Raw genomic sequence first — 18,468 nt, 5'->3', positions numbered from 1 at the left:
AGCTTTTTTGGAGTCATCAATGGAACATCAATTAGACGATATTATTGCGATCTTTAATCAATGTTTTGAACAAGAATACAACACGAAATTAGTTAAAGGCGGCGAGGAACCTCTTTATGTACCGGCAAACGAAAATTGCCCTTATCACGCCATTTATTTTGCGCGCGGATTTTACAGCAGCGCGTTGCACGAAATTTCGCATTGGCTGGTTGCCGGTAAAGAACGGCGAAAATTGGAAGATTTCGGCTATTGGTACGAACCGGACGGACGTTCGGCGGAACGCCAGCGCGAGTTTGAAAAAGTCGAAGTCAAACCGCAAGCGATCGAATGGATTTTAGCCACTGCTGCCGGATTTCGCTATTTTGCCAGCAGCGATAATTTGAATGGCAATCCAGGCGATACGCAGCCGTTTAAACAAGCGGTTTATGAACAAGTTAAAATTTATGCGGAAAAAGGTTTACCGAAACGCGCCGAAACCTTACGCAATGCCTTAGCGATTTTTTATGGGACGGAAAATCGCATTAACTTGGCAAATTTTGACGTGACAAAAATTTAATTGGAAAAAACGATGTTAGCATTAGAAATAAAAGGACTGACCAAAGAATATAAAAACGGCGTAAAAGCCTTACACGGCATTGATTTAGCCGTGCAAGAAGGTGATTTTTACGCCTTGCTCGGACATAATGGCGCGGGGAAATCCACCACCATCGGCATTATTTGTTCCTTGGTGAATAAAACGGCGGGTAGCGTGAAAGTGTTCGGTGAGGACTTGGATGCCAATTTAAGCCGATTAAAACAACATATCGGTTTGGTACCGCAGGAATTCAATTTCAATCACTTTGAGAATGTGATTGATATTTTGGTCAATCAAGCCGGATATTACGGCATCGAGCGGAAAGAAGCCTTAAAACGCGCGGAAGTGTGGTTAACAAAATTGGATTTGTGGGATAAACGCAACCAACAATCCCGTCGATTATCCGGCGGGATGAAACGCCGATTGATGATCGCGCGCGCGTTAATGCATCATCCGAAATTATTGATTTTAGACGAACCGACCGCCGGCGTGGATATTGAATTGCGCCGCACGATGTGGGCATTTTTGCAAGAACTGAATTTACGCGGCACGACGATTATTTTAACCACCCATTATTTAGAAGAAGCGGAAATGTTGTGCCGCCATATCGGGATCATCCAACAAGGGCGATTAGTGGTGAATATGCCGATGAAAGAATTGCTGATGAAACTGGAAACGGAAACCTTTATTCTGGATCTGGCGTTAAAAAGCCCGCTGGCGAAAATCGAGCATTACAATGTCACTTATATTGACGGCAATACCATTGAAGTGGAAGTGAAACGCGAGCAAGGATTGAATCGCCTGTTCAGCCAATTAACCGAACAAGGCATTAATGTATTAAGTATGCGCAATAAGGCGAATCGCTTGGAAGAATTGTTCGTCTCAATGGCATTGAATAAACCGGCGGCGCAACAGGAGAGTAAAGAATGAGTTTGTCTTGGATTGCTTTTAAAACGATTTTAACCAAAGAAATCCGCCGTTTTATGCGTATTTGGGTGCAAACCCTCGTGCCGCCGGTGATTACGATGACTTTATATTTCGTGATTTTCGGACAACTTATCGGCGGGCGAATCGGCGAAATGGGCGGATTCAGTTATATGCAATTTATTGTGCCCGGTTTGATTATGATGTCGGCATTGACCAATTCGTTCGCCAATGTCGCGTCCTCTTTTTACAGCACTAAATTTGCCAGAAACGTCGAAGAATTGCTAATTTCGCCCACATCGCCGCATATCATTATTTTAGGTTATATGGCAGGCGGAATGGCGCGCGGATTGTGCGTCGGCGTGTTAGTGACGATCGTATCGTTATTATTCGTGTCCTTCGACATTCATTCTTGGACAGTCATCGCATTAACCTTGTTAATGACAACCGCCGCCTTTTCTTTAGGCGGATTAATTAATGCCGTGTTCGCGCGATCGTTCGATGACATCAGCATTATCCCGACTTTCGTCTTAACGCCGTTAACTTATCTGGGCGGCGTATTTTATTCCATTTCCTTATTACCGGATTTTTGGCAAGCGATATCGAAATTAAATCCGATCGTGTATATGATCAACGGCTTTCGCTATGGTTTTTTAGGCGTGAGCGATGTGGGCTTGGTTTATACTTTTTCGGTTTTAGGTGTATTTATCACCGCACTTTACGCTGTGGCGTATTATTTAATTAGCCGTGGCGTGGGACTGAGAAGTTAAATCTGAAAAAAGTGCGGTGAAATAACCGCACTTTTCGTTTCGTTTTCGGCTTATTTGACAATTTCATAACAAGGCTCGTATGCCTCGCCGCCCGGTAATTTCATTCGATGTTGTTGAATAAAATCTTGTAGCACGCGGTCAACTTTTTCCATTAATACCGGATCGCCTTGCAACTTAAATTTACCGAATTCGGCAATTTTATCTTGCGTATCCGGTTTAATATTGCCCGCCACAATACCGGAGAAAACGCAGCGTAAATTTGCCGCTAAATCCATTTTGGCTTGATTCAAATGCAGATCCAAATTCGCCATATTGTCGTGGGTCGGGATAAACGGCGTTTGGAATTCCGGCGAAATTTTTAGCGACCAGTTGAAGGCGTAAGAATCGCCGTGTTGATAGCGAAATTCTTTAATTTCTTGCATTGCCGCGCGCATACGACGCGCTACTTTCACCGGATCGTCAATAATAATTTCGTAAAGTTGTTGCGCTTCTTGTCCGAGAGTTTCGCCGATAAAGCGGTCGATGGTTTCGAAATAAGCGCGGCTTTCTTTCGGGCCGGTTAAAATCAGCGGAAGTTTTTGTGTCTGATTTTCCGGATTCAGTTTTACACCTAAAATATATAATAATTCTTCAAAGGTGCCCGGCCCGCCGGGGAAGATCACGATGCCGTGCCCGATGCGCACAAAGGCTTCCAAGCGTTTTTCAATATCCGGCATAATGATCAGCTCGTTAACGATCGGATTCGGCGGCTCGGAGGCGATAATCGACGGCTCGGTAATACCAATAAAGCGGCTGTTTTTATAGCGTTGATTCGAATGTCCGATTGCCGCGCCTTTCATCGGCGCTTCCATTACGCCCGGCCCGCAACCGGTGACGATATTTAATTCGCGATGTCCGAGTTCTAACCCGACGGCGCGGCAATATTGATATTCCGTTTGATTAATCGAATGTCCGCCCCAGCACACCACCAAATTAGGCGGTTCGCCCACAATCAGCGCTTTTGCGTTACGCAGAACGGAAAACACTTGATTGGTAATGTGGGCGCTGTCTTGAATATTGCACGGGTTGATTCGGCGGTTTAATTCGTTGACGAACACAATATCGCGCAACACGGCAAAAAGGTGATATTGAATGTTACGAATAATACGTTCGTCCACAAAGGCGCTTGGCGGCGGATTGTGCAATTCCAAAGAAATACCGCGTTCTTTGGCGATAAGATTAATATCGAAATCGGGATAGCGGCTGAGTAGGGCGCGACTATCGTCGGTCACGGCGCCGGAATTTAATACCGCGAGCGAACAATTTCGATATAACGCGTAAAGCTCGCTATGGGCTTTTTTCGCGAGTAATTCCACTTCCAAATGAGACAGTTGATCCATACTGCCTTTCGGGTTGACGTAATGAATGTGGCTCATTCTTCCTCCTTGTTATTTATTGACGCGCTAAACGATGATTCGACGGCACTTGTTCAAAATTAGAGCGAAACGGATTTATATCCAACCCGCCGCGTCGCGTATAACGGGCGTAAACCGTGAGTTTTTCCGGTCGGGCGAAACGCATTAAATCGCAGAAAATTCGCTCGACACATTGTTCGTGAAATTCGTTATGTTGACGAAAAGACACCAAATAACGCAAGAGTTTTTCGCGATCGATCCGTTTTCCCGCATAGTGAATTTGAATGCTGCCCCAGTCCGGCTGTTGAGTGATCAGGCAGTTTGATTTCAGCAAATGACTGACTAGCGTTTCGTCCGCCACCTGATCTTGCGTGCAATTTTCCAATAATTGCGGGTTAAAATCATAGTTGTCGATTTCAATATCTTGTTCATCCAAACATTCGCCCGTCAAGGTTGCGATCGGCATTTGGTCATAAAACGACAAAGAATTTAACCGCACTTTTACCTCGCCTTTGGCGCAATCGCTTAAATCTTGTTGTAAAACCGTTTGAACTTGTTGAAACGAGGAAAATTTAGTTTGGTTAAAGCTGTTGAGGTAGAGTTTGAAACTTTTCGACTCGATCAAATTCTCGCTGCGATAATCGATTTCCACCTCGGCAATCGCTACTTGCGGCACGCCTTTGGCGTTTAACCAAGAAATTTCATATGCCGTCCAAATATCCGCGCCGAAGGTAAAAGGCTGTTTTTCGCTGATGCCCAAACCGTCGCGGTTTAAGCGGCGCGGAACCGGTTGTAACAAAGTGCGGTCATAATTTGAAAGATATTTCGTTTGTTGTCCGAGTTTAAGTGCCTGTAAGCTGCTATCGTTATAATCCATTGATTTTTCTCCTTATTGCCAATGCCACGATAAATTGGATACGAGGCGACAATGATCACATTTAAAATAAAACAGGTCGAATAAGGGCTTGTTTAGCGCCCATTTTTGCCGACAAAGCGGGCAGCGGCGGTGTTTTTCTTCTTCCATTTCGCCGCCGACGCGATACAGATAATAATAGGTCGGAATGCCCGTATTGCGTTCGATGTCTTGTGCTAAATAATAACCGTGTTTAAATAAATTGCCGTTAATGTCGGAAATTTCGGCGAGCGCTTGTTGTTCTAAAACCGTGCTGTTCATTTGTAATTGATCGCAGGCTTGCCAATTTTCTTGCCATTTGATCACATCTTGGCTTAAGTGCGGGACGTTTTTTAATTGTTTATACAACGGAATCGGCAGAAAATCATCGCCGCTGTGCAACGGCGAACAAGATTGCAAATAAGTCGTATAAAGAATTTGCCACGAAGGCGAATCTTGGTTGTTTGTGGTGTCGGAATTAAGATCATCGGCGACCACTTGAAAACCGTCGAAAAAAATACCCGCACTTTCCGCCTGTTCCAAGGCATTTTCTACTTCCGAGTTATTAAATTCCGGTAATAAACTGTATTGTTCCGGACAAATGACTTTGACCGCTAAACATTGTTCGCCCGCTTGTTCGGCAAAAAACAACGGAATTTCGCGTCCGATAATTTGCCCGTTATAGCGCCATTGTTCGATGACTTGATTGACCAAATAAGTTAAATCGGCGAAATGATTGGTGGCGTTTGCCTGATGTTTAAAGAAAGCTTCGATCAGATACATAATTTCTCGATTCGTAGAATATTGTGTCGGAGTGGATAAACATACTCAAATTTCATAAAATACACAAACGGTTTGTGAATCTTATTAATAATAAAGGAAAAAACAATGCGTGATCAAACGCGCGAGCAATTACGCCGCTTGCAACAAGTAATGGAAAAACTCGATTTATGGCAAAGTTTTCCGCCTGATGAAACGGCATTTTTAAGCACTCAGCCTTTTGCGCTGGATACGATGGAAGCGGACGAATGGCTGCAGTGGATTTTTATTCCGAGAATGTATGCTTTATTGGAAGGCGATTTGCCTTTGCCCAATGAAATCGCCGTCGTGCCTTATATTGAAGAAGCGTTGAAAGAACTGGACGGATTGCAAGAATTATTAGACCCGATCAGCGAAATCGAGCGCTTGTGCAAAGCGGGCTAAAATGGATTTGGAGATTCTTTATCAAGACGATGAAGTGATTGCAGTGAATAAACCGGCGGGAATGTTGGTGCACCGAAGTTGGCTTGATCGTCACGAAACGCAATTCGTAATGCAAACCTTGCGTGATCAAATCGATCGTTATGTGTATCCGATTCATCGCTTGGATCGCCCGACCTCCGGCGTGCTGCTGTTTGCCTTGAATCCGGAAACGGCGAATCAGCTTTGTATTCAATTTGAACAGAAACAAGTTGAGAAAAGCTATTTAGCGGTAGTGCGCGGTTATTTGAACGGAGAAGGGCGGATCGATTATCCGCTTAAACCGCATTTGGATAAAATCGCCGATAAATTTGCACAAGAAGATAAAGCCGCGCAAGAGGCGATTACGGATTATTCCGGCTTACAAACGGCAGAATTGCCTTATGCGGTTGGGCGTTATCAAACTGCGCGCTATTCTTTGGTGCGATTAACCCCGCATACCGGACGCAAACATCAACTTCGGCGGCATATGAAACATATTTTTCATCCGATTTTGGGCGATACGCAGTACGGCGATTTGCATCAAAATCGCGCATTAACGGCAAATATCGGCGTAGAGCGATTAATGTTACATTCGGAAAAATTAGCGTTTCATCACCCTGTCACAAATGCGCGAATACAAATTTTTGCGCCTTTAGATGAACAATGGCAACGGCTTTTTGAAGAATTCGGTTGGTCGTTGTGAAAAAAGTGCGGTCTTTTTTACCGCACTTTTTCGTTATGAATGAATAGGTTAGCCTAAAGATGCAACCATTACCGCTTTAATGGTATGCATACGGTTTTCCGCTTGTTCAAAAGCGATATTCATCGGCGATTCAAACACATCTTCCGTCACTTCGATCCCGTTCGCCAATGCCGGATATTTTGCCGCGATTTCCCGTCCAACTTCGGTTTCACAGTTATGAAACGCCGGTAAACAATGCATAAATTTCACCGCCGGATTGCCTGAGCGTTGCATTAACTCGGTTGTTACTTGATACGGCATCAATAAATTAATACGCTCGCCCCAAGTTTCCAAAGGTTCGCCCATTGATACCCAAACGTCCGTGTGAACGAAATCCACACCACGCACGGCGGAATCAATATCATCGGTCACTGTGATTCGCGCGCCGGTTTGTTGTGCAATTTGACGGCACATTTCCACTAATTCATTCTCCGGCAACAGCGCTTGCGGCGCGCAAATTCTAACGTCCATCCCTAATTTTGCACCGATGAGCAACAATGAATTGCCCATATTATTACGCGCATCGCCGATATATACATAACTGATTTCATTTAAAGGTTTGGAAGAATGTTCAATCATTGTCAACACATCGGCAAGCATTTGCGTCGGATGAAATTCATCAGTTAACCCGTTAAATACCGGTACGCCGGAATATTGCGCCAATTCATTAACGATACTTTGTTTAAAACCGCGATATTCGATGGCGTCATACATTCTGCCCAACACGCGCGCAGTATCCTTCATACTTTCTTTGTGACCGATTTGCGAAGAAGTCGGATCGATATAAGTCACGTTCGCGCCTTGATCATAAGCGGCGACCTCGAAAGCGCAACGGGTTCGCGTGGAGGTTTTTTCAAAAATCAACGCGATATTTTTGCCTTTTAAACGTTGTTGCTCCGTACCGGCATATTTTGCCCGTTTCAAATCACGCGCTAAATCCAACAAAAAACGAATTTCTCGCGACGTATGATTTACCAAACTTAATAAATGGCGATTTTTTAAATTAAACGGCATAGTGTTACTCCTGTTGATATTGTGTTTCGTTATTTTATTGGTATATTACTGGTTTCTCTTATTTTGATAAAGGTAAAAATATGTCGGATAACGGATTACTTCATTTGACACACGAACAACAGCAAGCCGCAGCGGAAAAAATTCGTCTTTTAATGGAACAGGGAATGGGCAGCGGCGAAGCCATCGCTTTAGTTGCACAAGAATTGCGCGAAAAATATACAAAATCTCAAGCGCAAGAACAAAAATAAATTTTCCTGCTGAATTGTGTAAGCAACGAATATATAAAGATTTTTTGTGATCTCTGTTTGATTTTAAAACATTTTTTATTGCCAAAAAGTCCAAATTCATTGAATATCCCGAATAAATTTAGGTGATAGGACGGTCGTCTTATTGAAGTTAAAATGTCTATAAGGACTTTTCAATCCATATTAGAGGTCAATGTTATGGAAGTTGGTGTTGTAAAATGGTTTAACAATGCAAAAGGATTTGGGTTTATTTCTGCAGAAGGCAACGATGCAGATATTTTCGCGCATTACTCGGTAATTGAAATGGACGGATACCGTTCACTAAAAGCCGGACAAAAAGTCAATTTTGAAGCCGTCCACGGCGAAAAAGGCTCCCACGCCACCAAAATCGTCCCCGTCGCAGAATAATAATTTCACTTCCTTTATTTAGTCAAAGATTTTTTTAAGACAAGGGTTATGCCTTGTCTTTTTTTTGCTTTGGAAGAAGCGTATTAAAACATTAAAAACTTCCTACCAGTTGTATCAGATTGATTGTTTTCTGTGTATTCCGAAATGAAAAGTTTGATCTATGTAGCAAAATGAAATAAAAATATTTGAATTAATAAATTTTGAAATATATATTTCAAATTAGGTCAAAATAGATCTTACTGACGCGTTGTTTCGATGACGAGAAGATTAATCCATATAGAAGGAATTATTATGCTAGCTTTCATATCATTCGTAGGATTTACCGCACTTGTGGCGGTGCTGGCTTGGTGGTACACCAGAAAAGACGATTTAAGCAATTCGGAAGGGTATTATCTTGCCGGTCGATCACTTACTGCAACTTTTATCGCCGGTTCAATGTTATTAACCAACCTTTCCACCGAACATTTAGTGGGTCTTAACGGTCTTGCTTATCGTCAAGGTTTTATCGTAATGGCTTGGGAAGTAATTGCGGCAATTACCATTGCGATGTTCGCCTTATACTTCTTACCGAAATATTTAAAACTCGGTATTGCCACTATTCCTGAATTTTTGGAAAAACGCTTTGATAAAGGCACATTACTTATTACATCCTTATTATTCTTAGGTTGTTACGTCATCTCCTTATTGCCAATCGTACTTTATACCGGTGCACTTGCTCTTGAAAGTTTATTTGATGTGTCTGCGGTATTCGGTATCGACAAAACTACGGCAATTTGGATTATGGTTTGGGGAACCGGGATTTTAGGTTCCATTTATGCGATCTTCGGCGGCTTAAAAGCGGTTGCGGTGTCTGATACCATTAACGGTGTGGGTTTATTAGTGGGAGGTATTTTAGTCACGGTTTTAGGCTTGGCTTATGTGGGTAACGGTGATGCTTGGGCTGGCTTAACTGAAGTTTACCGTTCTAACCCAGATCATTTTAATTCTATCGGTAGCGATGATTCTGTTGTACCTTTCTCAACACTTTTCACCGGTATGATTATTTCTAACTTATTTTTCTGGTGTACAAATCAATCCATTATTCAACGTGCATTAGGTGCAAAAAGCCTGAAAGAAGGTCAAAAAGGCGTGTTGCTTTGCGCATTCTTAAAACTTTTAGGTCCATTATTGATTATTTTACCGGGTATCATCGCTTATCATATTTACCAAGGTAAATTAGATATTCCTGACCAAGCTTATCCAAACTTAGTGCATTTAGTGTTACCTGATGCCTTTGTGGGCTTCTTTGCGGCTGTTGTTGTAGGAGCAGTATTATCTACTTTCAACAGTGCGTTAAATTCATCAGTGACTTTATTTTCCCGCAACGTTTATAAAGCACAAATTAACCCGAATGCTTCTGATATGAAATTGGTGAGCGTGGGTAAATGGGTGGGAACCATCTTAGCTTTAGTTTCTATGATTGTTGCGCCTTTAGTTGCAAATGCACCGGATGGCTTATATTTCTTAATTCAAGAATTACAAGGTATCTTCAACGCACCGATTTTAAGTGTGGTTGTGGTGGGTTTATTAACTAAACGTGTTCCGGCGATTGCAGCAAAATTCGGTTTAATCTTCGGTATGGTTGCTTACATTGTATGTAAATTTATCATTGAAGTAGAAATTCACTTCTTCCACTTAATCGCTATCTTATTCGTGATTAACGTGGTAGTAATGTTAATTATCGGTAAAATGGCACCAATGGCAAATCCATACAACGAAGAATACACCAAACAAGTGGATATCCAACCTTGGGCTTATGCCAAAGCGGTTTCTTTAGTGGTGACTTTTGCCTCTATCTCAATGTATATCTTTATGGCGAAAAATGTGTTGGATATTGTGTGGATCGGTTATTACTGCTTCGGCGCAGCGACTGTTCTTTACTTTATCTATGTATTTGCTAAACAACGTATGCAACAATTTAAATAATTGAGTAATTAAAACAAAAACGGCAGGAAAACCTGCCGTTTTTACGTTATAAGCTCTCCAAAATCCCCCCAATCTGTCGCAATCCGTTTAATCTTGTGGTGCTGAGGCGTTGGGCGATGTTGAGCTGGGTGAAATAGTCGATGATATTGAAATTGTGTAATTCTTCGGCGGTTTTGCCGTTGATTTCTTGTAATAGAAACCACAGTAAGCCGTTGATAATTCTGGCTTCACTGTAGGCTTGGAAGGTGAAAGTGCGGTCGTTTTTTCGGGTGAATTGAAACCAGAGTTTGGCTTCGCAGCCGGGAATCAGTTGCATTTCACTGAGTTGTTGATCTGTCGGGCGGGAAATGTTTTTTCCCGCTTGAATAATGATACGGTAACGTTCTTCCCAAGATCTTGCTTGTTGTAATGCTGTTTTCATTCTATCTCTAGTAAATTAAGTGCGTTATTCAATGCGTTAAAAAATGCGTCGATTTCTTCGGTGTTATTGTAAGGTGCGAGCGAGAGGCGAAGTGTCGAGCTTTCGCCTAAGCGCGCTAAATAAGGTTGAGCGCAATGTTCGCCGGTTCGTAGGGCGATGCCTTGTTCGGTTAAAAGCGTGGCTAAATCCGATGAAGCGATATGCTTAAACACAAAGCTTATGACGGAACTAGGTTGCGGTGATTCGAATAATTGACAATTCGGGTAATTTTTTAACCGCACTTTGATTTGTTCGGTTAATTGTCGGACATAACTTTCCGCTTGTTCGATATCCCAATTTTCCAGCCAATGTAGCACGGCGCTAAATCCGATGACGGCGGCGATATTCGGTGTGCCGGCTTCTAAACGATAAGGCAGCGGCGCGAAGCTGATGTGTGATTTTGATACCCGATCAACCATTTTCCCACCGAAGATTAGCGGTTGTAATTGTTCCAATGCGGATAATTTGCCGCTTAATACACCTAAGCCATTCGGGCCGTAAATTTTATGCGCAGAGAAAGCGATAAAATCGGCGTCCAGTCGTTGAATATCTATGTTTAAATGACTAATGGCTTGGGCTGCATCCACAAGAACAAAGGCGCGCGTTTTTTTGCGAATCAATTTTATTAATTTTTCAACGGGTTGTTCCGTGCCGGTTACATTGGACACAAAATTGAGCGCCACCAATTTGGTGCGTTCGTTTAGGGCTTGTTGTAACGCTTGTTCGTCGATTAACCATTGATCGGTAATGGGTAAAACGATAATTTTTGCACCGCACTTTTTGGCAATTTGTTGCCAGGTGACGAAATTGGCGTGATGATCCGCTTCGCTGATAATGATTTCATCGTCCGCAGAAAGTTGGGCAAGCAAGCCGTTTGCCACAATATTCACCGCTTGTGTCGTGCCGGAAGTCCAGATCACCGCATCCTCGCTTTCCGCATTAATCAAGGCTTTTACTCGCGCTCTGGCTTGTTCGTAAAGTGCGGTCTGATTTTCATCATATTGACTACGATGAACAGATCCCGCCGATTGATAAAACGCCACGGTGCTGTCGATTAAAACTTGCGGTTTGAGCGTGGTTGCTGCATTGTCGAAGTAAACGGCATTTTCATTGTGTTGAAAATACGGAAATTGTTGACGAAATAGTTGGTGATCAAATGCCATTTATTTTTCTCTCCCGTTAAAGCTTGGTTTTTTATGTCGCCATTGTGAAGGCGGAATCGGGTTAGGGGATTGCCATAATCCGGCTTGTCGGCGTTGTGCGTTTTTTTGCGCGGTAAAATAGACCGGATTGCGCACATAAGGTGTATAAGCCCACGCCATTCCGGCGCGAACCATTTGTAAATTAATGTTTAATCCTTCGGAATTATATGCCGTCGCCAAAATGCGATGATAACGGTCATAGCCGGAAGTTGTTAAATGAATTTGTTTATTATGAATCAATTTGCCCAAATAACGACGTGATTGCGTGCCGAACGGTTGGTTTTTTTCCGGGGCGTCGATTTCTTCTAAGCGAATTTTGAGTTGTGTCTTTTCCGCCGATAAACAGGTGAAGGTATCGCCGTCGGAAATGGCGACCACATAGCAAGTTATGTCGTTTTGCCCGTATGCGGGAAGGCTACCGAGCAGGTAGACAAACAAGGCGAAAGAGACTTTTTTGTACATAATTCCAATAAAACTTGATCTAACACAAGAGTATTTTACCGAAAATGCATAACAAAACGAATAAAATAAGAGTAAAATTATTTTGTATTTTTTATTAAAAAAGTTGAGTGGTAGAAATATGGGTCAAAAAATTTTTCAGTTAGTGCGTTCTTTCGCCATTCTTTATTTGATGTTATATCTTGGTGAGTTGATTTCTCATTTTATTCCGGTCGGTGTGCCCGGCAGCATTTGGGGGCTACTGTTGCTTTTTTTAGGCTTAACCACGCAATTAATTAAATTACATTGGATTTTTTTCGGTGCGAGTTTATTAATTCGTTATATGGCGGTGTTATTTGTGCCGGTGAGCGTTGGCGTGATCAAATATGCCGATTTATTGGTTTCTCAAGCAAAAGCTTTGCTAATCCCGAATATCGTCAGCACGTTCGTAACCTTAGTTGTCGTCGGGGTATTAGGCGATTATTTATTTGCGCAAAGTTCGTTTACCGGCTTGCGTCGTAAAGTCTTGAAAAAACGCGCGAAGGAGCAAGAATGATTTATTTATATTCGTTATTAACGATTGCGGCTTTTTTTACCGCACTTCAAATCAGTAAACGGTTAAAATCCGTGATTTTGAACACTTTCGTCTTAACCGTAATTATCTTGATTGCCGTGTTGTTACTCTGTCACATTCCTTATGATCAATATATGCAAGGCAATGCGCCTTTAAATAATTTGCTCGGGCTGAGCGTCGTTGCATTGGCATTGCCGTTATATGAACAACTGCGTCAAATTAGCCAGCGCTGGAAGATTATTTTATTTATTACCACCGTAGCGTCGGTGTTATCAATGGTAAGCGGTGCGATTTTAGCGTGGCTTTTAGGGGCGAATGCGGAAATTGTCGCGACGGTTCTGCCGAAATCCGTTACCACGCCGATCGCGATGGCGATTGCCGATAATATCGGCGGCATTCCTTCCGTTGCCGCTGTCGGTGTAGTGGTTGCCGGTTTGCAAGGTTCAATGTTCGGATATTTAGTGTTAAAAAAATTAAAATTAATCCATTCGCAAGCTATCGGATTATCCGTCGGTTCGGTGTCGCACGCGCTGGGCACGGTCAGTTGTATGGATATTGATCCGAAAGCGGGTGGTTATAGTTCGATTTCTTTAGTATTATGCGGCATAATCAGTTCAATTTTGGCTCCTTTGGTGTTTAAAATCATCTATTTGATCGTTTAATATGAAAAATCACATTGATATGGCTTGGCAAGCCCGATTTCTGTCGGATAAACCGCGCGAACGAGATCACCGACCGCCGTTTCGTCGCGATCGCGGACGTATTTTGCATAGCGCCGCCTTTCGTTGTTTGCAGGCGAAAACCCAAATTCACGCCGTGGGCGAAAATGATTTTTATCGCACGCGTTTGACGCATTCCTTGGAAGTGGCGCAAATCGGCAGCAGTTTAACCGCGCAACTTAAATTTACCGACGCTTTTGTTTATTTATCTGCGCAATGCGGCGTTGATAAAACGGAATTGCAAAAACAACTGAAATCCTTATTACCGCCGAACGATTTAATCGAAAGCCTGTGTTTTGCGCACGATATCGGTCATCCGCCTTTCGGACACGGCGGTGAAGTCGCACTAAATTATATGATGCGTCATCACAGCGGCTTTGAAGGCAATGCGCAAACTTTTCGTTTGTTAACCAAGCTGGAACCTTACACGCCGAACGCCGGAATGAATTTAACCCGTCGAACGCTGTTAGGTATCGTGAAATATCCAGCGATTTTAGACGAATCTTCACCGCAATACGCAAGCTTGTCGGAATTGAGCGCAGTACATTCCGACTACGTTAAACTTGCCGATTGGCGTCCCGGTAAAGGTTTGTTTCGAGATGATTCGGCAATGTTCGATTGGCTGCTTGAACCGCTATGCGCGGATGACCGGCTATTATTCGGACAATTTAAACAAACCCGCACTACACCGCAAGAAACCTTAAAAACTCGTTATAAATCATTAGATTGCAGTATTATGGAACTGGCGGATGACATTGCATACGGCGTACACGATTTGGAAGATGCTATTGTGGTCGGTGTGGTACATTTGCAGCAATGGCAAGAAGCCTTGGAGGAATTAAGCCGTTGTGAATCAGAATGGATTCGAAAAAATATAGCAACGATTAGTGCGAAATTATTTTCCGACCAACATTACGAACGTAAAAATGCCATTGGCGCCTTGGTAAATTATTTTATTACCGGCGTTCGCTGGAAATTAACCGGCGATTTTAACGAACCTTTATTGCGCTATAACGCGGAATTGCCGGAAGAAGTAATTGCCGTGTTGAATATTTTTAAACGTTTCGTGTGGAAATATGTGATTCGTGATGTGGAAACGCAGCGTATCGAATATAAAGGGCAGCGTATTTTAACCGAAATGTTCCGCATTTTTGACAGCGATCCGGAGCGCCTATTGCCGCGCAATACGGCAAATCGTTGGGCGAATGCGCCGGACGATAAAAAACGGCGAGTGATTTGCGATTATATCGCCGGAATGTCCGATGCCTATGCGCTTAAAGTATATCATCAGCTTTAACATTCAATCCGAAATAATAAAAAGTGCGGTCGATTTTTGTGAAATTGTCCGCATTTTTTTCATAAAAAACAAAATGTTGCCGATTCGCCTTGATCCGAATTTAACTTTTATGTTACAAAAAACGACGTTATGGTTTTTTATTGTTAAGTTAAGGAGAGTAAATGGTTAGGTATATTCGCTATTTTATGAAATTAGAAGCTGCGGGCGGAATGATTTTATTATTTGCCGCCGCCTTTGCCGTGTTATTGGCAAACACACCTTTGCGCGATTATTATTTTAGTTTTCTGGATGCGCCCGTCATTATTCAATTCGGTTCGATTGTAGAAATTAATAAGCCCTTATTGATGTGGGTGAACGACGGATTTATGGCGGTGTTTTTTGTTTTGGTCGGTTTGGAAGTGAAGCGGGAAATGCTGGTGGGCGCGATCTCCAGTTATCAACGGGCGGTTTTTCCCGCCGTCGGCGCATTAGGCGGAATGATTGTGCCGGCGTTGGTTTATTGGTGGATTAATAAAGATATTCCGCAATATCAAGACGGCTGGGCGATTCCTATGGCGACGGATATTGCCTTCGCCTTAGGCGTATTAGGCTTATTGGGCAGCCGCGTACCTTTCGCCTTAAAGATCTTTTTATTGGCGCTGGCGATTATTGACGACCTAGGTGCGATTATTGTCATTGCGTTATTTTTCTCGCACGAGTTAAGTACGCGCGCGTTAATTTTAGCGAGTATCGCCATTATCGGCTTAATTTTATTAAATCGCTTGAAAGTATCGAATTTAGTCGCTTACGTTATTGTCGGATTGGTCTTATGGGTTTCGGTGTTAAAATCCGGAGTACACGCCACCTTAGCCGGTGTGATTATCGGTTTCTGCGTGCCGTTGAAAGGAAAACACGGCAAAAAACCGTTATATGAAATGGAACACGCCTTAGCACCTTGGTGTTCTTTTATGATCTTACCGCTATTTGCTTTTTCCAATGCCGGCGTATCTTTATCGGGAATCGGCGCGGAGGCGCTACTTTCGCCGCTAACCTTAGGCGTGAGTTTAGGGTTATTGCTGGGCAAACCGATCGGCGTTTTCTTGTTTAGCTTTTTGGCGGTGAAATTACGCCTTGCGCAACTACCGGAAGGGATTAATTTTAAGCAGATTTTTGCCGTCGCCGTGTTGTGCGGTATCGGGTTTACGATGTCGATGTTCCTCTCCGGATTGGCGTTCGGCGGTGAAGGCGCGAGTGAATTAACCGCTTTTGCCCGTTTGGGGATTTTGCTGGGATCCGGTGTTTCTGCCGTGGTCGGATACGGATTATTACGTCAATTCACCAAGTCAAACAGCGTTTAAAAACGAACAATACAAAGGCGATGAATTTCATCGCCTTTCGTTTAAATACTTTCGCCCAAATTAATTTGATAACCTAAGTTGATGATATTACTTTGCGCCGGTATGCCGTTTAAACGGTTTAACAGTTCTTGTGCGGCGACTCTGCCGATCTCCAAACGCGGTGTAATTACCGTGGCGAGTTGCGGCGTCATTGATTGTCCGACATCGTGACCGTGAAATCCGGCGACGGCGATTTGTTGCGGAATTTTAATGCCTAAACGTTGGCATTCGAACAGCGCGCCGATCGCTAAGTCGTCGTTAGTACAAAAAATACCGTCCATATCCGGATATTGGCTTAAGGCTTTTTGTAATAAATCCGCGCCCAAAGTGAAAGAAGAAGGTTCTTCGGTAATCAAACTATGCGGTTCCAAGCCGTGTTTTCGCATTGCCTGTTCATAGCCGATCATTTTCAGTTTTGTACGTTTATCCATTCGCGCGGTGAAATAAACGATATTTTTATAGCCGCGATTGATCATCGTTTCCACCATTAACTGCGCCGACGCGATATTATCGAACCCGACCACTTGTTGAATACCGACCTCGCCACTGTCCATAATTTCAATCACCGGTACATTGGCGACTTCCAGCATTTTAAGCGTGCGCGGCGTGTGATGATTTTCCGATAAAATCAAACCGTCAACGTGATAGGAAAGCAAACTTTCGATTCGTTGTTCTTCTTTTTGTTCGCTATAGCCGTAGTGGGCGAGCATCGTTTGATAACCCGCTTGATCGGTAATTTGTTCAATGCCTTTCAACACATCGGCAAACACTTGGTTGGTGAGTGAGGGGAGCAACACACCGATAGCGCGACTTTTCGCATTGGATAAAATATCCGGCGCACGATTGGGAATATAGCCGAATTCCTCCACCGCCGCGGCGATTTTTATTCTTGTATCTTGGGCGACGGAATCAGGATTGCGCAAATAACGACTGACCGTCATTTTTGTTACGCCGAGATGATTGGCAATATCTTGCAATGTTGGGCGTTTATTTTTTGTCATAATCTTCCTTTTTTATTTTCTTGCGCTTATTGTATAAAGAACCTGAGAAAATCACAAAAATTTCACCGCACTTTTAGACACTTTCGTGCAAACGGCGGTATAATTCAACAAAATCGACCTTCAAAGGAGTTGAAAATGCAAGCGGAAAACACAAAATTGAACGATATTCAGCACGAATTAAACGAAACCGTTACGCAAACCGTCAGATTAACCCAATATAGTCACGGTGCGGGTTGCGGTTGTAAGATTTCACCGAAAGTGCTGGAAAGTATTTTACATTCGGAAATGGAAAAATTCGTTGACCCGCATTTATTGGTGGGCAACGAAACGAAAGACGACGCGGCGGTGTATGATATTGGCAATGGTATCGGGATTATCAGCACCACGGATTTTTTTATGCCGATTGTCGATGATCCTTTTGATTTCGGGCGAATCGCCGCTACCAATGCTATCAGCGATATTTTTGCAATGGGCGGTAAACCGATTATGGCGATTGCGATTTTAGGTTTTCCGATTAAATTATTGCCGGCGTCCGTGGCGCAAAAAATTGTGGACGGCGGACGTTTTGCCTGCCGACAAGCGGGTATCGCCCTTGCCGGCGGACATTCTATCGACGCGCCGGAACCGATTTTCGGGTTGGCGGTCACCGGTATCATCAACACCGAAAAAGTGAAGAAAAACGCCTCGGCGCAAGCAGGTTGTAACCTTTATTTAACCAAACCGCTCGGTATCGGCGTGTTAACCACGGCGGAGAAAAAAGGCAAGCTGAAAGCCGAACACAAAGGATTGGCGACGGAAACAATGTGTAAAATGAACGATATCGGCAGTTTATTTGCCGAAATTGACGACATTACCGCAATGACCGATGTCACAGGATTCGGATTATTAGGGCATCTTATCGAAATTTGCGAAGGATCCGAGTTAAGTACGGAGGTTTTTTTCGACAAAATCAAAACTTTAGACGGTGTCATTCGCTATATTGAAAAAGGCTGTATTCCGGGCGGAACCGGACGCAATTTCGAAAGTTACGGCCACAAAGTCGGTCCGATGACCGATCTGCAAAAATCCGTATTATGTGATCCGCAAACCTCCGGCGGTTTATTGATCGCGGTGAAAGCGGAAAGCGAAGAACAAGTGAAAAACGTGGCGCGCGAACAGGGTATCGAATTAATCGAAATAGGACGCTTGCTGGAACGTAAGGATAAACCGATTGTCACGGTGATATAGTCCGACAGCGACCTGCGGTCGCAAT

Annotated in this window: 21 protein-coding genes; 13 read left to right on the top strand and 8 right to left on the bottom strand. The window is 43.3% G+C overall.

The features are described 5' to 3' along the window. Positions 1–19: 19 nt before the first annotated feature. From CVP04_RS07695 to CVP04_RS07685, 3 genes are read left to right on the top strand one after another with little or no spacing between them, the layout of a single operon-like run. Positions 20–556: an elongation factor P hydroxylase gene (locus tag CVP04_RS07695; RefSeq protein WP_100296940.1), complete on the top strand. Its 537-nt coding sequence runs from the start codon at positions 20–22 to the stop codon at positions 554–556. A 12-nt stretch (positions 557–568) separates the two neighbouring features. Next, the gene (locus CVP04_RS07690; RefSeq protein WP_100296939.1) at positions 569–1,504 is read left to right on the top strand and encodes an ABC transporter ATP-binding protein; all 936 of its coding nucleotides are present in this window, start codon (positions 569–571) and stop codon (positions 1,502–1,504) included. Then, on the top strand, positions 1,501–2,268 hold the full coding sequence (locus CVP04_RS07685) for an ABC transporter permease (RefSeq protein ID WP_100296938.1): 768 nt from the start codon (positions 1,501–1,503) through the stop codon (positions 2,266–2,268). The genes CVP04_RS07690 and CVP04_RS07685 overlap by 4 nt, the downstream gene beginning before the upstream one ends. Before the next feature lie 50 nt (positions 2,269–2,318). On the opposite strand, the gene ppnN is transcribed toward CVP04_RS07685, so the two are convergent. Genes ppnN through CVP04_RS07670 form a run of 3 tightly spaced genes read right to left on the bottom strand, consistent with a single transcriptional unit; the run spans position 2,319 to position 5,337 of the window. After that, positions 2,319–3,683, bottom strand: a complete 1,365-nt coding sequence (gene ppnN / locus CVP04_RS07680) for a nucleotide 5'-monophosphate nucleosidase PpnN (protein ID WP_100296937.1) — start codon at positions 3,681–3,683, stop codon at positions 2,319–2,321. 16 nt (positions 3,684–3,699) lie between these two features. Then, positions 3,700–4,539, bottom strand: a complete 840-nt coding sequence (gene queF / locus CVP04_RS07675; protein WP_100296936.1) for an NADPH-dependent 7-cyano-7-deazaguanine reductase QueF — start codon at positions 4,537–4,539, stop codon at positions 3,700–3,702. 12 nt (positions 4,540–4,551) lie between these two features. Next, on the bottom strand, positions 4,552–5,337 hold the full coding sequence (locus CVP04_RS07670) for a Zn-ribbon-containing protein (RefSeq protein ID WP_100296935.1): 786 nt from the start codon (positions 5,335–5,337) through the stop codon (positions 4,552–4,554). Positions 5,338–5,442: 105 nt separating this feature from the next. On the opposite strand from CVP04_RS07670, the gene CVP04_RS07665 reads away from it, so the two are divergent. Then, on the top strand, positions 5,443–5,757 hold the full coding sequence (locus CVP04_RS07665) for a YqcC family protein (protein WP_100296934.1): 315 nt from the start codon (positions 5,443–5,445) through the stop codon (positions 5,755–5,757). A 1-nt stretch (position 5,758) separates the two neighbouring features. Then, entirely contained in the window at positions 5,759–6,478 is a 720-nt protein-coding gene (gene truC / locus CVP04_RS07660) for a tRNA pseudouridine(65) synthase TruC (RefSeq protein WP_100296933.1), read from the top strand. Positions 6,479–6,526: 48 nt separating this feature from the next. On the opposite strand, the gene CVP04_RS07655 is transcribed toward truC, so the two are convergent. After that, on the bottom strand, positions 6,527–7,531 hold the full coding sequence (locus CVP04_RS07655) for an ornithine carbamoyltransferase (protein WP_100296932.1): 1,005 nt from the start codon (positions 7,529–7,531) through the stop codon (positions 6,527–6,529). A gap of 80 nt (positions 7,532–7,611) precedes the next feature. Between CVP04_RS07655 and CVP04_RS07650 the strand changes: the two genes are divergently transcribed. From CVP04_RS07650 to CVP04_RS07640, 3 genes are all read left to right on the top strand, one after another. Next, a complete protein-coding gene (locus CVP04_RS07650; protein ID WP_100296931.1) occupies positions 7,612–7,779 on the top strand; it encodes a YoaH family protein in 168 nt (55 codons plus the stop codon). A gap of 195 nt (positions 7,780–7,974) precedes the next feature. Next, complete coding sequence (gene cspD, locus CVP04_RS07645) at positions 7,975–8,184, top strand: cold shock domain-containing protein CspD (RefSeq protein WP_100296930.1); 210 nt, start codon at positions 7,975–7,977, stop codon at positions 8,182–8,184. A 291-nt stretch (positions 8,185–8,475) separates the two neighbouring features. Then, the gene (locus tag CVP04_RS07640; protein ID WP_100296929.1) at positions 8,476–10,149 is read left to right on the top strand and encodes a solute:sodium symporter family transporter; all 1,674 of its coding nucleotides are present in this window, start codon (positions 8,476–8,478) and stop codon (positions 10,147–10,149) included. Positions 10,150–10,195: 46 nt separating this feature from the next. On the opposite strand, the gene CVP04_RS07635 is transcribed toward CVP04_RS07640, so the two are convergent. The 3 genes from CVP04_RS07635 to CVP04_RS07625 are packed head-to-tail and all read right to left on the bottom strand — an operon-like array spanning position 10,196 to position 12,273. Next, complete coding sequence (locus CVP04_RS07635) at positions 10,196–10,570, bottom strand: SufE family protein (RefSeq protein WP_100296928.1); 375 nt, start codon at positions 10,568–10,570, stop codon at positions 10,196–10,198. Beyond that, the gene (locus CVP04_RS07630) at positions 10,567–11,772 is read right to left on the bottom strand and encodes a cysteine desulfurase (protein ID WP_100296927.1); all 1,206 of its coding nucleotides are present in this window, start codon (positions 11,770–11,772) and stop codon (positions 10,567–10,569) included. Before CVP04_RS07630 ends, CVP04_RS07635 begins: the two co-directional genes overlap by 4 nt. Next, positions 11,773–12,273 carry a thermonuclease family protein gene (locus CVP04_RS07625; RefSeq protein WP_100296926.1) on the bottom strand — a complete coding sequence of 167 codons (501 nt, stop codon included), beginning with the start codon at positions 12,271–12,273 and terminating at the stop codon, positions 11,773–11,775. A 118-nt stretch (positions 12,274–12,391) separates the two neighbouring features. Between CVP04_RS07625 and CVP04_RS07620 the strand changes: the two genes are divergently transcribed. The 4 genes from CVP04_RS07620 (at position 12,392) to nhaA (ending at position 16,176) form a co-directional block, all read left to right on the top strand. Continuing rightward, a complete protein-coding gene (locus tag CVP04_RS07620) occupies positions 12,392–12,805 on the top strand; it encodes a CidA/LrgA family protein (protein WP_100296925.1) in 414 nt (137 codons plus the stop codon). Next, positions 12,802–13,485 (top strand): CidB/LrgB family autolysis modulator, encoded by a 684-nt coding sequence (locus CVP04_RS07615; protein WP_100296924.1) that lies wholly within the window; start codon positions 12,802–12,804, stop codon positions 13,483–13,485. Before CVP04_RS07620 ends, CVP04_RS07615 begins: the two co-directional genes overlap by 4 nt. A 1-nt stretch (position 13,486) precedes the next feature. Then, complete coding sequence (locus tag CVP04_RS07610; RefSeq protein WP_100296923.1) at positions 13,487–14,839, top strand: anti-phage deoxyguanosine triphosphatase; 1,353 nt, start codon at positions 13,487–13,489, stop codon at positions 14,837–14,839. Between the two features lie 161 nt (positions 14,840–15,000). Continuing rightward, entirely contained in the window at positions 15,001–16,176 is a 1,176-nt protein-coding gene (gene nhaA, locus CVP04_RS07600; RefSeq protein WP_100296921.1) for a Na+/H+ antiporter NhaA, read from the top strand. Positions 16,177–16,217: 41 nt separating this feature from the next. Here nhaA and gntR read toward each other — a convergent pair whose 3' ends face one another. After that, positions 16,218–17,216: a gluconate operon transcriptional repressor GntR gene (gntR, locus tag CVP04_RS07595; protein WP_100296920.1), complete on the bottom strand. Its 999-nt coding sequence runs from the start codon at positions 17,214–17,216 to the stop codon at positions 16,218–16,220. A 135-nt stretch (positions 17,217–17,351) separates the two neighbouring features. Between gntR and selD the strand changes: the two genes are divergently transcribed. Continuing rightward, entirely contained in the window at positions 17,352–18,443 is a 1,092-nt protein-coding gene (gene selD, locus CVP04_RS07590) for a selenide, water dikinase SelD (RefSeq protein ID WP_100296919.1), read from the top strand. The last annotated feature ends 25 nt before the right edge of the window (positions 18,444–18,468 follow it).

It is taken from the genome of Caviibacterium pharyngocola (assembly GCF_002795405.1).
Taxonomy (GTDB): Bacteria; Pseudomonadota; Gammaproteobacteria; order Enterobacterales; family Pasteurellaceae; genus Caviibacterium; species Caviibacterium pharyngocola.
This window is presented reverse-complemented; position numbering and strand designations above follow the sequence as displayed.

Excerpts from the sequence above, each read along its gene's own strand:
- CVP04_RS07695 (WP_100296940.1), top strand. The coding sequence starts at position 20 with ATGGAACATCAATTAGACGATATTATTGCGATCTTTAATCAATGTTTT.
- CVP04_RS07690 (WP_100296939.1), top strand. The coding sequence starts at position 569 with ATGTTAGCATTAGAAATAAAAGGACTGACCAAAGAATATAAAAACGGC.
- CVP04_RS07685 (WP_100296938.1), top strand. The coding sequence starts at position 1,501 with ATGAGTTTGTCTTGGATTGCTTTTAAAACGATTTTAACCAAAGAAATC.
- ppnN (WP_100296937.1), bottom strand. The coding sequence starts at position 3,683 with ATGAGCCACATTCATTACGTCAACCCGAAAGGCAGTATGGATCAACTG.
- queF (WP_100296936.1), bottom strand. The coding sequence starts at position 4,539 with ATGGATTATAACGATAGCAGCTTACAGGCACTTAAACTCGGACAACAA.
- CVP04_RS07670 (WP_100296935.1), bottom strand. The coding sequence starts at position 5,337 with ATGTATCTGATCGAAGCTTTCTTTAAACATCAGGCAAACGCCACCAAT.
- CVP04_RS07665 (WP_100296934.1), top strand. The coding sequence starts at position 5,443 with ATGCGTGATCAAACGCGCGAGCAATTACGCCGCTTGCAACAAGTAATG.
- truC (WP_100296933.1), top strand. The coding sequence starts at position 5,759 with ATGGATTTGGAGATTCTTTATCAAGACGATGAAGTGATTGCAGTGAAT.
- CVP04_RS07655 (WP_100296932.1), bottom strand. The coding sequence starts at position 7,531 with ATGCCGTTTAATTTAAAAAATCGCCATTTATTAAGTTTGGTAAATCAT.
- CVP04_RS07650 (WP_100296931.1), top strand. The coding sequence starts at position 7,612 with ATGTCGGATAACGGATTACTTCATTTGACACACGAACAACAGCAAGCC.
- cspD (WP_100296930.1), top strand. The coding sequence starts at position 7,975 with ATGGAAGTTGGTGTTGTAAAATGGTTTAACAATGCAAAAGGATTTGGG.
- CVP04_RS07640 (WP_100296929.1), top strand. The coding sequence starts at position 8,476 with ATGCTAGCTTTCATATCATTCGTAGGATTTACCGCACTTGTGGCGGTG.
- CVP04_RS07635 (WP_100296928.1), bottom strand. The coding sequence starts at position 10,570 with ATGAAAACAGCATTACAACAAGCAAGATCTTGGGAAGAACGTTACCGT.
- CVP04_RS07630 (WP_100296927.1), bottom strand. The coding sequence starts at position 11,772 with ATGGCATTTGATCACCAACTATTTCGTCAACAATTTCCGTATTTTCAA.
- CVP04_RS07625 (WP_100296926.1), bottom strand. The coding sequence starts at position 12,273 with ATGTACAAAAAAGTCTCTTTCGCCTTGTTTGTCTACCTGCTCGGTAGC.
- CVP04_RS07620 (WP_100296925.1), top strand. The coding sequence starts at position 12,392 with ATGGGTCAAAAAATTTTTCAGTTAGTGCGTTCTTTCGCCATTCTTTAT.
- CVP04_RS07615 (WP_100296924.1), top strand. The coding sequence starts at position 12,802 with ATGATTTATTTATATTCGTTATTAACGATTGCGGCTTTTTTTACCGCA.
- CVP04_RS07610 (WP_100296923.1), top strand. The coding sequence starts at position 13,487 with ATGAAAAATCACATTGATATGGCTTGGCAAGCCCGATTTCTGTCGGAT.
- nhaA (WP_100296921.1), top strand. The coding sequence starts at position 15,001 with ATGGTTAGGTATATTCGCTATTTTATGAAATTAGAAGCTGCGGGCGGA.
- gntR (WP_100296920.1), bottom strand. The coding sequence starts at position 17,216 with ATGACAAAAAATAAACGCCCAACATTGCAAGATATTGCCAATCATCTC.
- selD (WP_100296919.1), top strand. The coding sequence starts at position 17,352 with ATGCAAGCGGAAAACACAAAATTGAACGATATTCAGCACGAATTAAAC.